Raw genomic sequence first — 18,182 nt, forward strand, 5'->3', positions numbered from 1 at the left:
CTCACCTGCCGAGCGCGTCCGCCTTGCGGCGCAGCAGGTCCTGCTCGCGCGCGTTCGGGCACAGCCGCACCGCGAGCTCGTACTCCGCGCGCGCCTCCTCGACGCGGCCGAGGCGTCCGAGCAGCTCGGCGCGCACGCTCGGCAGGAGGTGGAACCCGGGCAGGCGGTCGGTCGCGACGAGCTCGTCGACGATCCGCAGCGCCTCCTGCGGGCCGTGCGCCATCGCGACGGCCACCGCCCGGTTGAGCTCCACGACGGGTGAGGGCGCGACACGTCCGAGGGCCTCGTAGAGGAGGACGACGCGGTCCCAGTCCGTCTCCTCGACCGACGCCGCCACCGCGTGGCACTCGGCGATCGCGGCCTGCAGGCCGTACGCGCCGCGGCCGTGGCCGGGCGCCCCGACCGCGTCGGCGCGGGCGAGCGCCGCACGGCCGCGCCGGATCGCCGACCGGTCCCAGCGCCGTCGGTCCTGGTCGGCGAGCAGCACGGGGTCGCCGTCGGGCGTGGTGCGGGCGGGGAACCGCGCGGCGGTGAGCTCGAGGAGCGCGACGAGCGAGTGGGCCTCGTGCTCGTCGGGGACCAGTCCCGCGAGGACGCGCGCGAGCCGGAGCGCCTCGTGCGCGAGGTCGGGGCGCAGCCAGTCCTCGCCGGTCGTGGCCGTGGACCCCTCCGTGAAGATCACGTACAGCACGTGGAGGACGGAGCCCAGACGTTCGCGCCGTTCGTCGGCCGGGGGCACGCCGAACGGCACGCCGGCCGCGGCGAGCGTCTTCTTGGCGCGCGTGATGCGGGCCTGGACCGTCGCGGTGGGCACGAGGAACGCGCGCGCGACCTCGTCGCTCGAGAGGCCTCCGACCACGCGCAGCGTGAGCGCGACCCGCGCCTCGGGCGAGAGCACCGGGTGGCACGCGACGAACATGAGGGCCAGCACGTCGTCGTCGACCTGGTCGGGGTCCCACGGCAGGTCGGCGCCCGCCCCGCCCGTAGGGTCCGACGGCGGCCCGCCGGTCACGACGGCGCCCTCGCCCAGGCCGTGGGCGAGGGCCGCGTAGCGCTCGTCGAGGGCCGCGCGACGGCGGAAGGCGTCGATCGCGCGACGCCTGCCGACCGTGAGGAGCCACCCCGCGGGGTGGCGCGGCACGCCGTCGCGGGACCATGCGACGAGCGCCTCGGCGAGGGCCTCCTGCGCGAGGTCCTCGGCGAGCGAGAAGTCCCCGGTGTACCGGGCGAGCGCCCCGACGATCCGCGCCGACTCGATGCGCCACACGGCCTCGACCGCGCGCCGGCCCGGGTCGGTCTGCTGACTCTGGCCGACACCCGGGCCGGCGCCCGCGTCGGGCGCGCTCACAGCTGGCCGGTCGCCTCGCGCCACTCCCGCTCCTTGCGGATCCACTCGTTGTCCTGCGGGAACTCGTCGATCGTCGTGACGCGGCGGACCTCGATCTTCGCCCCGGGGCCGGAGTACGGGAGCCGCTTGGCCCACTCGACCGCCTCCTCCTTCGACGCGACGTCGAGGACGTAGTAGCCGCCGAACAGCTCCTTGGTCTCCCCGTACGGGCCGTCGGTCACGACGGGGACGTCGGACGAGAGGTCGACGACCACGCCCTGCCCCGCGTCGTCCAGGCCCTCGGCCGCGAGCAGGACGCCCGCCCGGATCAGCTCGTCGTTGAACCGCCCGATGGTCTCGAGCATCTCGTCGAACGAGACGTCCTCGAACGCCGCCTGGCTCTCGTCGCTGCCGCGCATGATGAGCATGTACTTCATCGTCGTCTCCTGGTGTCTGCGGGCCGGACCTCCCGACCCTCTCATCCTCAGGTCGAACGGGAACCCGCGAGATCGACACGCATCCCCGCGACCGCGTGGAGCGTGTCGAGGACAGCCCGTGCCGGGGGCGTGCCGACCACCGCGTCGCGCAGCACGGCGTGGATCGAGCGCACCGGGGCGGGCCGGACCACGGGGACGGCGACGAGGCCGGGCGGCAGGTGCGCGGCGCCGAGCGCGGGCAGGACCGTGAGGCCGACGCCCGCGCCGACGAATGCGATCGCGGTCGGGTAGTCGTGCGCCTCGACGTGGAACGGCGGGCTGAACCCGGCGGCCGTGCACGCCTCGACGAGGTTGCGGCGGCACCAGCCGCGCGCGAAGTCGTTGTCGACCCAGCGCTCGTCGCGCAGCTCGGCGAGCTCGACCTCGTCGCGGCGCGCCAGGTGGTGGTCGTCGCGCAGCACGACGACGTACGGGTCGTCGAGCAGGTGGTGCGACCGGAAGCCGCCGCCCGGGTCGAACCCGCGCGGGGCGACGACGAGCTGCACGTCCGCGCGCGCGTCGGGGTCGTCGGGGATGGTCTCGCGCAGCTCCAGGTCGAGCCGGACGCCGGGGAAGTCCGCCGTGAGCCGGCGTACGACCCGCGGCAGCCACGCGGCGCCCACCGACGCGAAGTAGGCGACGGACAGAGACCCGGTGCGGCCCGCCCGCAGGTCAGCGACGGCGGCCTCCGCCTCGCCGAGGCGCGCGAGCACGCCGTCGGCCTGGGCGGCGAGCGCGAGCCCCGACGCGGTGGGCCGCACGCCGCGGCCGGCCCGTTCGAGCAGCGTGAGGCCGGTCTCGCGCTGGAGCGCGGCGACGTGCTGGCTCACGGCGGACGGCGTGTAGCCGAGCGCGGCTGCGGCGGCCTGGACCGACCCGCTCGCGACGACGGAGCGGAAGACGCGCAGGCGATGGACGTCCAGCATCCGTCCACGATACAGCGAGACTGAATCGAGAGGTAGGAGATCTCGCTGGTGCTGAACAGTGGGTCGGGGCGACGATCGACGCGTGACCGCACCCGAGACCCCGACGACGACGCCCGTCGACGCTCCCCGGCCCGCCGCCCCTGCGGCGACCTCCGCCCGGTCGGGCCTGCCCCCCGCTCGCGAGTCGGCGCGTCGAGCCGCGATGCCCGTCGCCCTCGCCGTGGCCGTGACCGTCCTGCTGTGGGCGTCGGCGTTCATCGGTGTCCGGGCCGCGGGCCACGACTACGAGCCCGGATCCCTCGCGCTCGGCCGCCAGCTCGCCGGCAGCGTCGGCCTCACGGCGATCGTCGCCGTCCGCTGGCTGCGCAGCGGCAGGCGCCCCGTCCTGCCGCGCGGTCGCGTGCTCGTCGCCGTCCTCGCGTGGGGCGTGGGATGGTTCAGCCTCTACAACCTCGCGCTCAACGCCGCCGAGCAGCACCTCGACGCGGGGACGACGGCGCTGCTCGTCAACGTGGCGCCCGTCCTCGTCGCGGTCCTCGCGGGCCTGCTGCTCGGGGAGGGCTTCCCGCGCCGCCTCCTCGTGGGCATGGCCGCGGCGTTCACCGGGGTGGCCGTCATCGCCGCGGCGACGTCGTCGGGGGAGCGCGACGTCGTCGGGGTCGCGCTCGGGCTCGCCGCCGCCGTCCTCTACGCGGGCGCCGCGACGTCGCAGAAGCGGCTGCTCGCACGCGTCGACGCCCTGACGATGACGTGGGTCGGGTGCCTTGCCGGCACGGTCGCTCTCCTGCCGTTCGCCCCGGCGCTCGCCGCCGACGCGGGGTCGGCTCCCGCGTCGTCCACGTGGGCCGTGGTGCTCCTCGGGCTCGGCCCGACGGCCGTCGCCTTCACGACGTGGGGGTACGCGCTCTCGCGCCTCAGCGCGGGCAGGGCCGCCGCGACGACGTACCTCGTGCCGCCGATCGTCGTGGTGCTCTCCTGGCTCGTGCTCGCCGAGGTCCCGGCCGCCGTCACGCTCGCGGGCGGCGCGCTGTGCCTCGCGGGGGTCGCGGTCGCGACGCTGCCCCGACGGCGACCCGTCCCGGCGGCGGCCTCAGCCGCGGGCCCGGGCGGCAGCGTGTGAACGGGCGTCAGCCCATGCGGTCGAGGTCCACCTCGCGGACCTCGTGGACCAGCGGCTCGCCCGCGCGGAACCGGGCGAGCTCGTCGACGACGATCGCGCCCTGCGCGAGCCGGCCCTGCACGGTCGCGGCGGCGTGGTGCGGGGTGAGGAGCACGTTCCGCAGGCGGCGCAGCGGGTGGTCCTCGGGCAGCGGCTCGGCGTCGTAGACGTCGAGCGCGGCGCTGATCCGGCCGCTCGCGAGCTCGCGGACGAGCGCGTCCTCGTCCGTGAGCCACGACCGCGCGGTGTTGACGAGCCCTGCGTGGTCGGGCAGGAGCGCGAGCTCGCGCGCGCTCAGCAGGTGGTGGGTCTCGGGCAGCACGGGCGCGTGCAGCATCGTGACGCGGCTCGTCGCGAGGAGCTCGTCGAGCCCGACGAGCGTCGCGCCGAGCGCGGTCGCCTCGGCGGGGGAGAGGGTCGGGTCGGCGACCACGACCTCCGCGCCGAGCGCGCGCAGCATCGCGATCGCCGCGCGCCCGGTGCGCGACGCCCCGACGACGCCGACGCGCGTGCCCGCGATCTCGTATCGCGGGGGAGCGGCCTCGGCGTCGGCCCACGGGACGCCGTCGTGCAGCGCGTTGTGGAACGCGGGGACCTGGTGCAGCAGCGCGAGCGCGAACGCCACCGAGACCTCGGCGACGGGGCGCGCCATCGCCTGGCCCGCCTGGGTCACGCGGACCCCGCGCGCCCACAGGTCCGGCGTGACGAACGGCTTGACCGAGGCGCCGGTGTGCGCGACGAGCCGAAGGCCGGGGAGCCGGTCCAGGAGGTCGGCGTCCAGCGGCGGCGTGCCCCACGAGATGACGAGCGCGTCGACGCGCTCGCGCGCCGCGGGGTTCAGCCGGTCGAGGGCGGCGCCGAGCGCCCGGGGGTCGTCGACGACGTCGAACGGTCCCGCGCCGGCCAGGCGCTCCCACACGTCCGGGGCGAACAGCTCGGCGCGCAGCCACGGAGCGACCGCGACGACCGCACGGGCCGCCCCGGTACCCGGGCCAGACCCCGCGCCGGTCTGCACGCCGGGCGCGCCGGTCATCGCAGCCAGTCCTCGAGGTGCTCCGCGACGAGCGCGTCGTCCGTGGCCGCGAGCCACGGGTACGACGACGTCACGCGCGTGAGCTCGTCGGCCTGCCCGGGGGAGAGGGTCTCGTCCGGGTCGAGGCACCAGGTGCCGTCGAGCAGGCCCTGGCGGCGCAGCACCTCGTGCACGCCCGCGATGACGCCCGCGAAGTCGTGCGCCGCGTCGAAGACGGCTGCGTTCGCGTCGGTGAGCCCGGCCGCGCGCGCGGTGAGGGTCGCAAGGGCGGCGGCGTCGGGCACGGTGGCCTCGCCGTCGGGACCGATGCCGTGCGCCGCGTGCGCGAGGGCCAGCGTCTCGACCGCGCCCCGGGTCCACACCGCCCACTGCCCGAGCAGACCGCCGACGAACCGCCCGGTGAACGTCGCGGCCCGCCCCTCGGCGTCCGTCACCGGCACGTCGAGGCGCTGCGTGAGGTCCGCGACGATCGCGTCGTCGTTGCCCGTGTACAGCGCGATCTCGTCGCCACGACCCGACGCGGCGACGCCGCGCAGCACGTCGATCGTCCGGTAGCGGTGGAACGGCGCGGCCTTGATCGCGACGACCGCCTCGATCGACGCGTACTCGCGCCAGAAGCCGACGGACAGGCGCGGGCCGCCGATCGCCTCCTGGAGGTAGAACCCGATGACGGGAAGCACCTCGCCCACGGCGCGGGCGCGGTCGAGCAGCACGCGCTCGACCTCCTCGCGCGAGCCGGTGAGACCGGGCACGCGCGGCGCGAGCAGCACCGCGTCGTAGCCGAGCGATGCCGCGAGCTCCGCCTCCGCCACGGCCTGCCGCACGTCGCCGGCCGCGCCCGCGACCTGGACGAGCGGGCGGGGCCCGGTGCGCAGCGAGCCCGCGGGCGCGTCGCCCGCGATCGTCGCGCGCGACACCTCGGCCGCGAGCTCGAGCACGGGCCGCAGGAGCCCGTGCTCGCGGATCTCGAACTGCGTCGTGTGGACACCGACGGCCACGCCGCCCGCGCCTGCCGCGTGGTAGTACCGCGTGAGGGCGCGCTGGCGGCGCTCGTCGAGACGGCGGTCGGCGTCGAGCGCGAGGGGCTGGGCCGGGATGACGGTCCCCGTGCGCAGGAGCGCGGCGACGTCGTCGGCGAGGCGCGGGCTCGCCACCGGTGCCGCGGCGGGGGTGGCCGTCATCAGAACGCCCCGTCGCGCACGGCGAACTTCGTCGGCTTGCCGCTCGTCGGCAGCCCGGCCGCGAGCCACTTCGCCTGCCAGTCCACGAGCGTGCGCAGCGGCACCTGCGGGTAGCCGAACAGCTCGTGGCAGCGCGTCGCGTCGTTGAGGAGGGCCGTCGGGGCGGGCTCGCCCGTGAACGACACCTCGCGGTCGAGGCCGCGCCCGAGCAGCGTCGCGAGCCGCTCGACGGACGCCGTCTCCGGGCCCGTGAGGTTGATCGCCGTCGCGGGAGACGAGGCGAGGCCCAGCGAGCGCAGCGCGACCTCGTTCGCGTACCCCTGCCACACGACGTTGACGTGCCCGGTCGTGAGGTCCACCGGCTCGCCCGCGAGGATGGGCGACGCGACGTCGAACAGGACGCCGTACCGCAGGTCGACCGCGTAGTTGAGGCGGATCGTCACGACCTTCGTCCCGCGCGAGAGCGCGGCGTGCTGGAGCACGCGCTCGCGACCGAGGCAGCTCATCGCGTACTCGCCGACCGGCCCGACGGGGTGCTCCTCGGAGCAGCCGCCGGACTCGACGGGCACGAGCGGGTAGACGTTGCCGGTGGAGAACGCCGCGATGGTCGAGTCGGCGTAGCGGCGCGCGACGTCGTGCACGAGCGCCGCGTTCGCGGCCCACGCGAGCGACGGCGCGGACGAGGTGCCGAACTTGGCGCCGACCATGTAGACGACGTCGGCGCCGTCGGGCAGGGCGGCGAGGTCGGCGTCGGGCGCGAGCAGGTCGGCCGCGACGACGTTCACCCCGGCGTCGCGCAGGCGGTCGGCCTGCGCGGCGTCGGACCACCGCGAGACGGCGTGCACGGCGTCGTCCGTGCGCCCGGCCGCGTCGAGCGCACGCCGGGCGAGGACGGTGAGGCTCGGGCCCATCTTGCCGCCCGCGCCGAGGATGACGAGGTCGCCCGAGCGGGCGGCGAGGTCCTCCACGAGTGCCGGCGACGGCGTCGTGAGCAGGTCCTCGAGCTCCGCGACGGACGTCGGGGCCTTGAGGGCGGCCGGGGCGGTGGTGCTGGTCTGCGTGGTCATGTGGTGAGTCATCCCTTGATGCCGGACGAGGTGACGCCCTCGACGAAGAAGCGCTGGGCCACGAGGTACGAGGCGAAGATCGGAACGAACGAGATGGTGGCGCCCGCGAGCACCATGTTGAGCGGCACGTCCTGCTGCTGGAGCGAGGCGATGCCGACGGTCAGCGTCCAGTGGTCGGTGCCCTGGCCGATGATGAGCGGCCACAGGAAGTCGTTCCAGTGCCACAGGAAGACGAACGTGCCGAGCGTCGCGAGGATCGGCTTGCACAGCGGCAGCACGATGCGCAGGAAGATGCGCCATTCCGAGGCGCCGTCGAGCTTCGCGGCCTCGAACAGCTCGTCGGGCAGGTCCAGGATGAACTGCCGCATGAGGAACACGGCCTGCGCGTTCGCGAGCGTCGGCAGGATCAGACCCCAGTAGGTGTCGAGGCCGCCCGCCTGCGCGATGAGGATGAACGTCGGGATGAGGGTCACGTGGTACGGGACCATGACCATCGCGAGGAACGACCAGAACATCGCCTCGCGCCCGGGGAACTTCTTCTTGGCGAACGCGTAGCCGGCCATCGAGGCGAGCAGCAGCACCGCGACGACGGACACGACGGAGTACACGAGCGTGTTGACGAGCCAGGTGCCGATGTTGCCCGCGCCGAGCACGCGCCCGTAGGCCTCGGTCGTGAGGTTCGTCGGCAGGAGCGACGCGGGGAAGTCGATCGCCGCGGCCGGCTTCAGCGACAGCACGACCATCGCGTAGAACGGGAAGATCGTCACGACGGCGGCGAGCGAGAGCACGACGTAGCGCAGCACCTTGCCGCGCAGCGACAGGTCGCTCGCGCCCTTGCGGCCGCGCCGGCGGCGGGTGGCGGTGGGGCGCACCGGCAGCGCGGCCCCCTCGAGCACGCGCTCGGTGGTGGTGGGGTCGGCGGCGGTCACTTGTCCCTCCCGATGGCGTAGCGCTGGATGAGGGCGACGACGAGCGTGACGACGAACAGCGCGACGCCGAGCGCGCTCGCGTAGCCGAGGTCGAAGTACTTGAAGCCCTGGTCGTAGATGTAGAAGACGAGGTTGTAGCTCGCCCGGGCGGGGCCGCCCGCCGTCATCACGTAGACGAGGTCGAAGATCTGGAACGACGCCGTCGTCTCGATGACGGCGAGGAAGAAGAGCGTGGGCTTGAGCTGCGGCGCGATGATGAACCAGAACCGCTTCCAGGGTCCGGCGCCGTCGATCGCGGCGGCCTCCTCGAGCTCGCGCGGCAGGTCCTGCATGCGGGCGAGGAGGATGAGCATCCCGTACCCGAAGCGCGACCAGATCGCGACCATCGCGAGGGCGGGCAGCACGAGCAGCGTGTCGCCGAGCCAGGAGTCGGTCGAGAAGCCGAGCGCGCCCATGAGCTTGGACCACGGGCCGTTCGTGGAGAACACCCACGTGAACACGGTCGCGGCGAGCACGAGGCTCGTGACGACGGGCAGGAAGAACACCGACCGGTAGAAGCCGGAGCCGCGGAACGAGCGGCGCACCATGAGCGCCATGAACGTCGAGATCGCGAGCGACACCGGGACGATGAGCACGCTCAGCACGACCGTGACGCGCAGCGCCGACCAGAAGATCGGGTCGTCGACCATGCGCCGGAAGTTCTCGACGCCCGTCCACTCGGCGCCGACGCCGATGGTGTAGTCGAAGAAGCTCAGCGCGACGCCCGCGATGGCGGGGCCGAACCGGAACAGCAGGAACAGCAGGAACGCGGGGAGGGCGAACAGCAGGCCGATCCTCGCCTCACGGCGCTCCAGGACGCGGCGGGTGCCGCCGCGCGGGGGCTTCGGCGCCGGGCGCCGGTCGGCCCCGTCGGCGGTGAGCCCGTCCGAGGTGGGGGCGGTCGCGGTCATGGGTTCTCCTCTCGTACCGCGAGGGGTGCCGCGGCGCGGGCGGCCAGGGGGGAGGCCGCCCGCGCCGCGACGTCGGTCAGCCGAGCAGCGGGTCTGCCGCCGCGGCCGCGTCCTTCAGGGCCTGCTCCGGCGTCTTCTCGCCGATGAGCGCGGCCTGGATCTCCGGGGCGAGCACGCCCATGACCTCACGGGACTTCTCGTTGACCTCGCCCGCGGTCGTGTACTGGAGCGTGTCCTCGAGCGCCGAGAGCACCGGGTCGTCGGCGTAGAGGCCCGACTCGCTCTCGTACGGCGAGAACCAGCCCGCCGCCTTCGCGTACTCGGTGCTCACCGCGGGGGAGGTCGCGAACGCGGCCCACTTGCCCGCGGCGTCGAGGTTCTCCGCCGTCTTCAGCACGGACAGCGAGCCGACCGTGCCGAACGCGACCGCCTCGGCCTGCTTGAGCGGCGGGAGCACGACGACGTTCTCCTCGCCCCAGAAGCCCGCGACGTCGGCCGGGCCCTGCTGCCAGGTGCACGCGATCTTGCCCTTGGCGGTGTTGGTCTGCTCGAAGGCGGGGATCGTCGTCAGCAGGTCCTTCTCGATGTACCCGCCCTCGGCGAGGTCCACCGCGAACTGGAGGGCCTCGATGCCCTCGGGCGAGTCGAACGCGACCGACGAGCCGTCCTCGGAGAAGACGGACCCGCCCGCCTGCCACAGCAGCGGGTAGAAGGACTCGTTGAGCGTCGCGTCGACCGAGCCCCAGTAGTTGGTGACGTCGTAGCCCGCGGCCTGGAACGTCGGCGCGAGCGCCATGAGGTCGTCCCACGTCTCCGGGTAGTTGCCGGCCTCGCCCACGGCCTCGAACGCCGCGGCGTTGCACACGAGCGGCTTGCTGTTCATGATCAGCGGCGAACCGAGCATCGCGCCGTCGACCGTGACGGCCTTCGACGCGTTCTCGCGCAGGTCGCCCACCTGGTCGGTCACGTAGTTGTCGACCGCGGCCAGCGACTTGCCGTACTTGGGGATCTGGTCCGGGATGAGGTAGACGACGTCGGGGCCCTTGTTGCCCGCGATGGCCGTCGCGAGGGTCTCGTCGCGGCCGGCCCACGGGTAGATCTCGACCTTGACGTCGACGTCCGGGTTCTCCTCCTGGAAGGCGGCGATCTGCTCGTCCCAGAAGGCCTTGTGGGCGGCCTCGTCGGCGATGACGGGGTACGTCCACATGGTGACGGAGCCGGACGCGGCGCCGTCCTCGGGGGTCGGGGTGGAGCTGCCGGCGCCGGCACCGCCGGCGCAGGCGCTCAGCGCGCCGAGCGTGCCGACCGCGAGAGCGGCGGTCCAGAGGCGCTTCGTCGTGCGCAGGGTCATCGACGTGTCTCCTTGGTGAGGTCCCGCCGGGGTGGGCGGGTGGGGGGTGGGGTGGTGCTGTGCGGTGTGGTGCTGTGGAGGTGCGGGGTGGTGCGGTCGTCGCGCCGGACGCGTCAGCGGGCCGGGACGTCGACGACGGTGCGCCGGTGGCGCGACTCCTCGGCCGCGAACACGGCGAGGTGGCTCTGGAGGGACTCGACGGCGCCCGACCGGACGTGGCTCGGGTCGCCCGTGGCCACGGCGCGCACGAACGCGTCCATGACGCCCGAGTCGCCGCCGCCGTGGTCGTCGGCGGCGTTGGTGGCGCCGTGGTGGCCGCCGTCGTGCACGGTGACGCTGCCGTCGCGGAAGTCGGTGACGCGGACCTTCTCGCCGTCGCCGTCGAGGCACCCGTGGGTGCCGAAGATCTGGGTCTTGCGGTGGTCCTGCTCGGAGAACGCCGTCATGGTGAACGTCGCCGCGCCGCCGCCCTCGAGCTCCATGGCGACGACCTGGTGGTCGACGACGTCGTTGTCGGAGTCGTAGACGCAGCGGCCGTAGTCGGTGGTGCGCAGGGCCTCGACGACGCCCGCCTCGTCGGTCGCGTCCGTGATGACGGAGACCGGCCAGATCGGGCCCTGCTCGCGCAGCGTCGTGAGGTACAGGCGCGGCGCCGAGTACGGGCACGTGGGCTCGAGCGGGCAGTCCAGGCAGCGGTCCGCCGCGCCCGCGGGGCGCTCCTCGGACCGGAAGTGCTTCAGCGAGCCGAAGCTCGCGACCGTCGCGATCCGCTTGCCGGTGACGTAGCGGATCCAGTCGAGGTCGTGGCTCGACTTCGCGAGGAGCATCGGGCTCGACGTCTTCTCCGAGCGCCACGGGCCGCGCACGTACGAGTGCGCGTCGTGCCACCAGCCGACGGGCTCGAGGTGCTGGACGTTGACGATCTCGCCCAGGACTCCCGAGTCGACGACGGACTTCACGAGGTCCGTGTACGGCATGTAGCGCATCACGTGGCAGACCCCGAAGAGCACGCCCGACGCCTCGACGGCGTCCACGACGTCCCGGCACTCCTCCGGGCTCGGCGCGAGCGGCTTCTCGACGAGGATCGCGTACCCCTGCGGCGCGAGCGCGACGACGGGGTCGCGGTGCTCGCGGTCCTGCGTGGCGACGATGACCATGTCCGCGATCCGCCCGGTGCCGCCCGCGGCCCGGTCGGCGTCGCCCGCGGCGACGAGCTCCTGCCAGCCGTCGAGCTCCGCGACCTGCGGGAGCGCGACGTCGTGCGTGGCTCCGGACTCGGTGCCCGAGGTGAGGGCGTGGGCTGCGGAGAGGCCGGCCTGCGCCGCGACGGCCTGGTCGACGACGAGCCCGCGCTGGTGGGGTCGGGGGTCGGCGACGGCGACGAGACGGGCACGGTCGGGGTGCTCGGCGATCCAGCGCGCGTACGTCTGACCACGGTTCCCGGCGCCGACGAGGGCGACGGTGACAGGCTGGGGGTTCGGGGTCACGTGTGCGGTCCTTGCTCCGTTGCGATGGTCCTGCGGGGCGGGGGTCTCCCGGCCCTGGCAGGCCTTGTTTGCTATTTGCTATAGCAAGCCTGCCATGCCGATGTTACGCCAGATCGGCGCTCGTGTTAACTCGCCGGCGACGCGATGCGGAGTTGTGACCTTCGCGCCGCGGCTCCCGCCGACTGCCGAACCCGGGATCGCTCCCCAGGGCGTGGTCGTCCTGGGGAGCGATCCCGGGCTCGGCGGGTGGTGCCGTCGGGCTGGTGTCAGACGACGAGGTTGCCCGTCGTGACGACGCGGTCGCCGTCCTCGGGGAAGGCCGTGCGCGTCACGCCCTGCTCGACGTTGCCGCTGTGCAGGACGTACGACTCGCCGCCCAGCGCGGACGGCGCCAGCGCGAGGGTCCCGCCCGCGAAGGTCGAGCCCGTGGCGGTCCACTTGTTGATACCGGCGTCTAGGTTCACGTGTCCAGTGTCACCCGACGGCGCGGTGCTCCGGGCGCCGTCGAGCGCCCAGGTGACCGGCTTGTCCGCCTTCGCCCGGCGCAGGAAGCCGCCGCCCGCAGGCTTCCCCTCGAGCCGGGCCCCGCCGTCGAGCCGGATCGTCTGCTCCGCGGCGCCCGCCGCGACGACCGCGACGTTGCGCACGACGCCGCCGCGCACCGTGAGGTCGCCGCTGGCCGTGAGGGTGCCCTCGCCCTCGGCCGCCTCGAGCGTGCACGCGTCCAGCACGACGTGTCCCTTCCCGGCGAACGAGGCGTTCTTCAGCCCGTTCAGGGTCGTGCGCACGAGGTGCACCGGGTTCGTGACGTTCGCCTGGGTGATCGCGGTGTCCGGCAGCACCGCGAAGCGCGACCCCTCGATGACGTTGGGCCGCTTCGACAGCGCCGAGGCCTGCGAGATGATCAGGGTGTCGTCGGCCTGGCAGCCGCGGAGCTGCACGCCGTCGGCGTTGACCCACAGCATCCCGGAGCCCGCGAGGCCGTCCTTGCGGATGACTTGGACGTCCTCGAGCGTGAGGTCGGTGACCTTGACGCGCGCGACGAACCACGAGCACACGTGCCGCGTCACCGTGATGCGCTTGGCCGCGCCGCCCCAGGCCGCGCCCGAGTTGGCGAACGTCATGAGGCCCGAGTTCCCCACGTACGTGAGGTCGTGCTCGTACTGCCCGTGCGTGACGAACGGGCCCTGGTCGTCGCCGTCGCCGTGGCAGTTCTCCACGAGCCCGTACGACGACGCGGTCCAGTCGTTGAGGTGCCGCGCGTTGGTCGTGTGGCAGTCCACCACGTGCCCGTAGTTGCAGTAGATCTGCTGCGTCAGGTAGCCCGCGCCGCCCCACGTGACCGACGCCGGGTTGGTCAGCGAGCAGCCCGCCGTGCGGAAGAACGTGCTCCACCGGCGCATGACGAGCGGCCAGAACGTCGCGACGCCGTGCACGTTCTCCACGTCGCAGCGCACCGCGTACTCGTAGGCGATCGGGTGCGAGCCGGTGTACTGGTCGCCGTCGGGCCGGCCGCGGAACGCGAGGTTGCGCACGTGCACCTGCTCGACGGGCTCGACGCGCGTCCACGTGAGCGTCCGGCCCTTCGCGAGCGACCAGCCCGCCTTGTAGTTGACGCGCACGTGCGTCGCGTCGACGACCTGCGTGATCTGCACGAGGCGCTGGAGCTCGCGCTCCCACCGGCCGGCGAGCGCGTTGACCTCGACCGCGTACCACTGGCCCACCTCGAACGTCGAGGAGTCCGCCACCTCGTAGTCGTCGCGCAGCTCCGGCATCGTCGCCGTGAGGGTGTTCGTCCGGACGTCGTCCGTTACCGTGCCGCGGAAGAACAGCACGGCCGCGAACGGGTCGTCCTGCCCGGCGTCCTCGATGCCCTCGGTGGTCATGAGGTGGTTGCCGAAGTCGAGCTCGAGGTTCGAGCGCGTGAACGTGTGGCGGCGGGTGAAGTTGAGGTCGGAGTGGGCTTCGATGCGGCTGACGCTGGGGTCGTCGACGAGGGCGTCGAGGGCGTCGTCCGCGGCGTTCTCCGGGCCGAAGAGGCCGAACCAGCGGAAGTCGGCGGTGCCGGTGTGCAGGGTGTGCCAGCGGCCCGTGGTCTTGGCGTCGGCGGGGGCGAGGACCGTGCCGTCGTTGGGGGCGGCGGTGGACTTCGCGTCGTAGCGCACGAGGCGCGCGGCGCCGTCGCCCGGGGTCGCGTGGCCGAGGAGCTGGGCGACCGTGCCGTCGTCGAGCTTCTTGGCCTTCCAGCCGGTGAGCTCGGCGACGGTGGCGGCGACGAGGACCTCGGCGTCGGGCTTGTCGTCCTTCTTCGCCGCGAGCGGTGCGCCGGCGAGGGGCGCTGCGTGGGCGCTGCCGGTGCCGAGGGCGACGGCGCCCGCGGCGAGGGACGCGATCCCGGCGACGCGCAGCAGATTGCGCCGCGACGGCGGCTGGGCGGCCTCGCCCGGGGCGGCCGCCGTCGGCTCGGTCGTGGTGTCGAGGGTCATGGGTGTCCTTTCGTCGGCCCGTGCGCGACGGCGCGGGTGTCGGGGGTGTCGGGGAAGAGGTTCTGAGCCGGGGCGGGTCGCCCGGACGGGTCAGGTGGTGAGGTTCGCGTCGACGAGCACGCCGTCACCCGAGGTCGGCAGACCGGTGCGGTCGACGCCTGTCTCGACGTTGCGGGCATGGAGGACGCGCACGCCGTCGGGCAGGTCGAGGCGACCGCCCGTGAACCGCGACCCGGTCGCGGCGTAGCGGTCGCCCGCCCGGAGCGCGACGTGCGCGGTGCCGGCAGGCGCACTGAGGTCCGCGCCGCTGAGCGCGACGTCGACGGCGCCCGCGCCGGTGCCACGTGAGACGAGCGCGCCGGCCGTCGTCGTGCCCGCGGCCCGGACGCCGTCGAGCACGAGCCGCTGGTCGCGCGCGCCGCTGAGCCGCACGCCCACGCCCCGCCACGACCCGCCCGTGACGGTGACGTCCGCGGAGCCGAGGTCGATCGGGGCGGCCGGCGCGTCGTCGGTGCCGCCGACGAGCTCGCAGTCGGTGAAGGTCACGGGGCCGGCGCCGCGCAGGATCGTGCCGTCCACGCCCGTGATCCGGGTGCGGACGAAGTGCACGGGGTTCGTCACCGGCGTCTGGTGCAGTACCGAGCCCGCCGGCAGCGCGAACGCGCAGTCCTCGACGACCGTCGGGCGCCGCGACAGCGACGACCGCTGCCCGACGGCGAAGAAGCCGGCCGTGCAGCCGCGCACCTGCGCGCCGTCGGCGTTGATCGTGAGCGTCGCCTGCGGGTCGAAGGTCGAGCGGGCGACGACGTGCACGTCCTCGAGCGTGAGGTCGGTGATCTTGGTGCCCGCGACGAACCACGAGCACGTGTGGTGCTTGACCGTGATGCGCTTGGCCGCGGTGCCCCACTGGCCGCCCGAGTTGGCGATGTCCATGAGTCCGCTGTTGCCGACGAACACGAGGTCGTGCTCGTACTGCCCGTGGGTCGTGAACGGGTTGCCGCCCTGGTCGTCGCCGTCGCCGTGGCAGTTCTCGACGAGGCAGTACGCCGACGCCGTGAGGTCGTTGAGGTGCCGCGCGTTGTGGCTCGTGCAGTCGGAGACCCGCCCGTACAGGCAGTAGATCTGCTGCGTGAGGTAGCCGGCGCCGCCGTAGAAGACGGTCGGCGGGTTGGCGACCGAGCACCGCTCGGTGACGAAGTGGGTGTTCCAGCGCCGCATGATGACGGGCCACCAGGTGCGGTGCCCGTGCACGTCCGACACGTCGCACCGCACCGCGTACTCGAACGCGACGGGGTGCGAGCCAGTCATCTCCCGGTCGTCGGGCAGCTCGCCGTTCGTCGGCCCGTCGAAGGGTCCGGACCCGTGGAACGTCATCGCGCGCACGTGCACCTGCTCGACGGGCTCGACGCGCGTCCAGGTGAGCACGCGTCCGGCGGGCAGCTCCCAGCCGTTCTTGTAGTCCACGCGCACGTGCGTCGCGTCGAGCACCTGCGTGACCTGGACGAGGCGCTGGAGCTCGCGCTCGTCCCCACCGCCCCCGGGGCGCTCGTCCGAGCGCAGCGCCCACCACTGCCCGACGGCGAACGCGCCCGCGTCCGCGACCTCGAAGACGTCGGCGAGGTCGGGGAGCTTCGCAGCGAGCGTGCGCTGCTGCGTCTCCTCGGTCACGCGCCCCTGGAAGAACAGGACCGCGCCGAACGGGTTGTCGTGCGCGTTGCGCTCGATGCCCTCGCTCGTGACCGTGTGCCCGCCGAAGTCGAGCTCGAGGTTCGAGCGCGTGAAGGTGTGGCGGCGGGTGAAGTTGAGGTCGGTTCGGGCCTCGATGCGCGTGATGCTGAGGTCGTCGACGAGGGCGTCGAGCGCGTCGTCGGCGGGGTTGTCGGGGCCGAGGAGGCCGAACCAGCGGAAGTCTCCGGTGCCGGTGTGCAGGGTGTGCCAGCGGCCCGTGGTCTTGGCGTCGCTCGGGGCGAGGACGGTGCCGCCGTTCGGGGTCGCGGTGGACTTGGCGTCGTAGCGCACGAGGCGGGCGGCGCCGTCGCCGGGGGTGGCGTGGCCGAGGAGCTGGGCGACGGTGCCGTCGTCGAGCTTCTTGGCCTTCCAGCCGGTGAGCTCGGCGGCGGTGGCGGCGACGAGGACCTCGGCGTCGGGCTTGTCGTTCTTGCCCGTGGGGAGCGTTCCGGCGAGGGGTGCCGCGTGGGCGCTGCCGGTGCCGAGGGCGACGGCGCCCACGGCGAGGGAGGCGATGCCGGCCACGCGCAGCAGGGAGCGCCGCGACGGGGGCGGGGCGTCGATCGCCGGCTCGGGTTGGCCGAGCGGCGGGGACGTGGGGTGGGTCTGGGATCGGGGAGTGGACAACTCGGGCACCCTTCGGGACGTCGGGAGGACGCCGTGCGGGCGGGCGACGCGAAGGCTCCGGCGGCCCGGGGCTGCGGGGTGTTCCGGGGGAGCGGTGCTGCGGGGGTCGTGCGGTTCCGGTGCTGGGTCGAGGTCAGCGGGTTCGTGCGCGTCGTTGCGACGGTGAACCGGACTCTCGGAGAGTAGCCAAATGCTATGGCATCGTCAAGAACGGACTTGAATGCGTCATTGCAGGTCAGGCTGGTTGCCAGCCATCGACATATGCCATAGCAAGGGGCAATGCCTGAACCAACGGTGCGCTCTCGGCGACCCGTGATCGGCCTAGACGTAGTCGCCGGGCCAGTGGAAGCCCACCCCGGCTGCGGCGGTGTCGCGGAGCCGGTCGACGGCGTCGGAACCCGCCCGGACGGGTCGGAGCATCCCGGTCGTATCGGTGTCGGCGACGGGTGCGTCGAGCGTCGCGGCGACGAAGCGGTCGGTGAGTGCGTGCGCGGGCAGGCGAACCTCCACGACGGGGGAGTCGTGGTGGCGCGCCCGGTGGAGCGTCGTGCGCGCGAGGGCGTCGACGACCTCGCCGGCGCGCTCCGCCGTCAGGTCGACGCCGAGCTCGCGGACCTTCAGGACGCCCGGCCCGGGTTCGAGGGCGAGGTAGCCCACGACCTCCCCGTCGGCAGCCCGCGCGGTGAACACCTCGGCACCGGAGTACCAGAGCGGGATGCGGCGCTCCCAGTGCTCGGCGGTGCGCCGGGTGGCGAGAGGTCGCGGGCCGCCGGGCACGACGTCGAACGCGCCGTGCAGCCCGGCGAGCTGCTCCCACCCGAACGCGGCGGACCAGGCGGGCCACGGGACGCCCGGCAGCCGGTCGGTGCGGACCTGCACGGGAGCGTCGCCCTCCGTGCCCGGCCCCGGAGCGCTCGCCGCGAGCGCGTCGTCCGCGGGATCGGATACCGCGGTGTCCGGATCGTCGACAGGACGCGGCGCGCCGCGCAGGAGCGGCACGTCGAACGTCTCGAACCCGCTCGACCGGTAGACGTCAGGCGTGCCGGTGAACAGCAGCGCGACGTCCGCGCCGTCCCGCTCCATCTGCTCGACCGCACGCGCGAGCAGCGCGCGGACGAGGCCCCGGCCCCGCGCCTCGGGGGCGGTTGCGACGTTGGCGACGCCGCCAGCCCGGAGCGTGTCGCCGTCCGGCCCGCCGAGCTCGCGCGGCGTCCAGTACACCGAGCCCACCACTCGGCCGTCGAGCGGGTCGAGTGCGACGTGCGTGCGGTCGAGCCGACCGTCGTCGGTCTCGTAGACCGGCACCATGAGCGGCGCGTCGAACGCGCGGTCCCACAGCGCGTAGAGCGAGGGGACGTCGTCGGGCGTGGCGGTGCGCAGGTGCATGGCCGTCCAGGGTCGCGAGCCGGTGTTGACGAGATGCTATAGCAAAAGTAGGGTCGCGGGACGACCGTC

General features: G+C 73.9%; 14 protein-coding genes. 1 reads left to right on the forward strand and 13 read right to left on the reverse strand.

The window, feature by feature from the left end:
• Nucleotide 1 precedes the first annotated feature (1 nt).
• The 3 genes from ACN9MS_RS04525 to ACN9MS_RS04535 are packed head-to-tail and all read right to left on the reverse strand — an operon-like array spanning nt 2 to nt 2,729.
• Nucleotides 2-1,348 (reverse strand): RNA polymerase sigma factor, encoded by a 1,347-nt coding sequence (locus ACN9MS_RS04525; RefSeq protein WP_426310914.1) that lies wholly within the window; start codon nt 1,346-1,348, stop codon nt 2-4.
• Nucleotides 1,345-1,764: a YciI family protein gene (locus ACN9MS_RS04530; protein WP_426310915.1), complete on the reverse strand. Its 420-nt coding sequence runs from the start codon at nt 1,762-1,764 to the stop codon at nt 1,345-1,347. Before ACN9MS_RS04530 ends, ACN9MS_RS04525 begins: the two co-directional genes overlap by 4 nt.
• Nucleotides 1,765-1,811: 47 nt before the next feature.
• Nucleotides 1,812-2,729 carry a LysR family transcriptional regulator gene (locus tag ACN9MS_RS04535; protein ID WP_426310916.1) on the reverse strand — a complete coding sequence of 306 codons (918 nt, stop codon included), beginning with the start codon at nt 2,727-2,729 and terminating at the stop codon, nt 1,812-1,814.
• An 82-nt stretch (nt 2,730-2,811) separates the two neighbouring features.
• On the opposite strand from ACN9MS_RS04535, the gene ACN9MS_RS04540 reads away from it, so the two are divergent.
• The gene (locus ACN9MS_RS04540) at nt 2,812-3,849 is read left to right on the forward strand and encodes a DMT family transporter (protein WP_426310917.1); all 1,038 of its coding nucleotides are present in this window, start codon (nt 2,812-2,814) and stop codon (nt 3,847-3,849) included.
• Between the two features lie 7 nt (nt 3,850-3,856).
• Here ACN9MS_RS04540 and ACN9MS_RS04545 read toward each other — a convergent pair whose 3' ends face one another.
• The 10 genes from ACN9MS_RS04545 to ACN9MS_RS04590 form a co-directional block, all read right to left on the reverse strand.
• The gene (locus tag ACN9MS_RS04545) at nt 3,857-4,921 is read right to left on the reverse strand and encodes a hydroxyacid dehydrogenase (protein ID WP_426310918.1); all 1,065 of its coding nucleotides are present in this window, start codon (nt 4,919-4,921) and stop codon (nt 3,857-3,859) included.
• Nucleotides 4,918-6,102, reverse strand: coding sequence for a dihydrodipicolinate synthase family protein (locus ACN9MS_RS04550; RefSeq protein WP_426310919.1), 1,185 nt, complete (start codon nt 6,100-6,102; stop codon nt 4,918-4,920). The genes ACN9MS_RS04545 and ACN9MS_RS04550 overlap by 4 nt, the downstream gene beginning before the upstream one ends.
• Complete coding sequence (locus ACN9MS_RS04555) at nt 6,102-7,169, reverse strand: NAD-dependent epimerase/dehydratase family protein (RefSeq protein WP_426310920.1); 1,068 nt, start codon at nt 7,167-7,169, stop codon at nt 6,102-6,104. The genes ACN9MS_RS04550 and ACN9MS_RS04555 overlap by 1 nt, the downstream gene beginning before the upstream one ends.
• A gap of 8 nt (nt 7,170-7,177) precedes the next feature.
• A complete protein-coding gene (locus tag ACN9MS_RS04560) occupies nt 7,178-8,098 on the reverse strand; it encodes a carbohydrate ABC transporter permease (protein ID WP_307868939.1) in 921 nt (306 codons plus the stop codon).
• Nucleotides 8,095-9,048 carry a carbohydrate ABC transporter permease gene (locus ACN9MS_RS04565; RefSeq protein ID WP_378230599.1) on the reverse strand — a complete coding sequence of 318 codons (954 nt, stop codon included), beginning with the start codon at nt 9,046-9,048 and terminating at the stop codon, nt 8,095-8,097. The genes ACN9MS_RS04560 and ACN9MS_RS04565 overlap by 4 nt, the downstream gene beginning before the upstream one ends.
• A 76-nt stretch (nt 9,049-9,124) precedes the next feature.
• A complete protein-coding gene (locus tag ACN9MS_RS04570) occupies nt 9,125-10,399 on the reverse strand; it encodes an ABC transporter substrate-binding protein (protein ID WP_087471177.1) in 1,275 nt (424 codons plus the stop codon).
• Between the two features lie 113 nt (nt 10,400-10,512).
• Entirely contained in the window at nt 10,513-11,886 is a 1,374-nt protein-coding gene (locus ACN9MS_RS04575) for a Gfo/Idh/MocA family protein (RefSeq protein WP_426310921.1), read from the reverse strand.
• A gap of 266 nt (nt 11,887-12,152) precedes the next feature.
• Nucleotides 12,153-14,372 (reverse strand): peptidase C14, encoded by a 2,220-nt coding sequence (locus ACN9MS_RS04580; RefSeq protein ID WP_426310922.1) that lies wholly within the window; start codon nt 14,370-14,372, stop codon nt 12,153-12,155.
• A 90-nt stretch (nt 14,373-14,462) separates the two neighbouring features.
• A complete protein-coding gene (locus ACN9MS_RS04585) occupies nt 14,463-16,727 on the reverse strand; it encodes a peptidase C14 (RefSeq protein ID WP_426310923.1) in 2,265 nt (754 codons plus the stop codon).
• 321 nt (nt 16,728-17,048) lie between these two features.
• The gene (locus tag ACN9MS_RS04590) at nt 17,049-18,113 is read right to left on the reverse strand and encodes a GNAT family N-acetyltransferase (RefSeq protein ID WP_426310924.1); all 1,065 of its coding nucleotides are present in this window, start codon (nt 18,111-18,113) and stop codon (nt 17,049-17,051) included.
• Nucleotides 18,114-18,182 lie beyond the last annotated feature (69 nt).

The sequence above is a fragment of the Cellulosimicrobium sp. E-16 genome (assembly GCF_049913115.1).
Classification (GTDB): domain Bacteria; phylum Actinomycetota; class Actinomycetes; order Actinomycetales; family Cellulomonadaceae; genus Cellulosimicrobium.

Bases quoted from the DNA above. Each gene is read 5' to 3' on its own strand.
- ACN9MS_RS04550 (WP_426310919.1), bottom strand. From the start codon at position 6,102: ATGACGGCCACCCCCGCCGCGGCACCGGTGGCGAGCCCGCGCCTCGCC.
- ACN9MS_RS04580 (WP_426310922.1), bottom strand. From the start codon at position 14,372: ATGACCCTCGACACCACGACCGAGCCGACGGCGGCCGCCCCGGGCGAG.
- ACN9MS_RS04565 (WP_378230599.1), bottom strand. From the start codon at position 9,048: ATGACCGCGACCGCCCCCACCTCGGACGGGCTCACCGCCGACGGGGCC.
- ACN9MS_RS04570 (WP_087471177.1), bottom strand. From the start codon at position 10,399: ATGACCCTGCGCACGACGAAGCGCCTCTGGACCGCCGCTCTCGCGGTC.
- ACN9MS_RS04545 (WP_426310918.1), bottom strand. From the start codon at position 4,921: ATGACCGGCGCGCCCGGCGTGCAGACCGGCGCGGGGTCTGGCCCGGGT.
- ACN9MS_RS04535 (WP_426310916.1), bottom strand. From the start codon at position 2,729: ATGCTGGACGTCCATCGCCTGCGCGTCTTCCGCTCCGTCGTCGCGAGC.
- ACN9MS_RS04530 (WP_426310915.1), bottom strand. From the start codon at position 1,764: ATGAAGTACATGCTCATCATGCGCGGCAGCGACGAGAGCCAGGCGGCG.
- ACN9MS_RS04590 (WP_426310924.1), bottom strand. From the start codon at position 18,113: ATGCACCTGCGCACCGCCACGCCCGACGACGTCCCCTCGCTCTACGCG.
- ACN9MS_RS04555 (WP_426310920.1), bottom strand. From the start codon at position 7,169: ATGACCACGCAGACCAGCACCACCGCCCCGGCCGCCCTCAAGGCCCCG.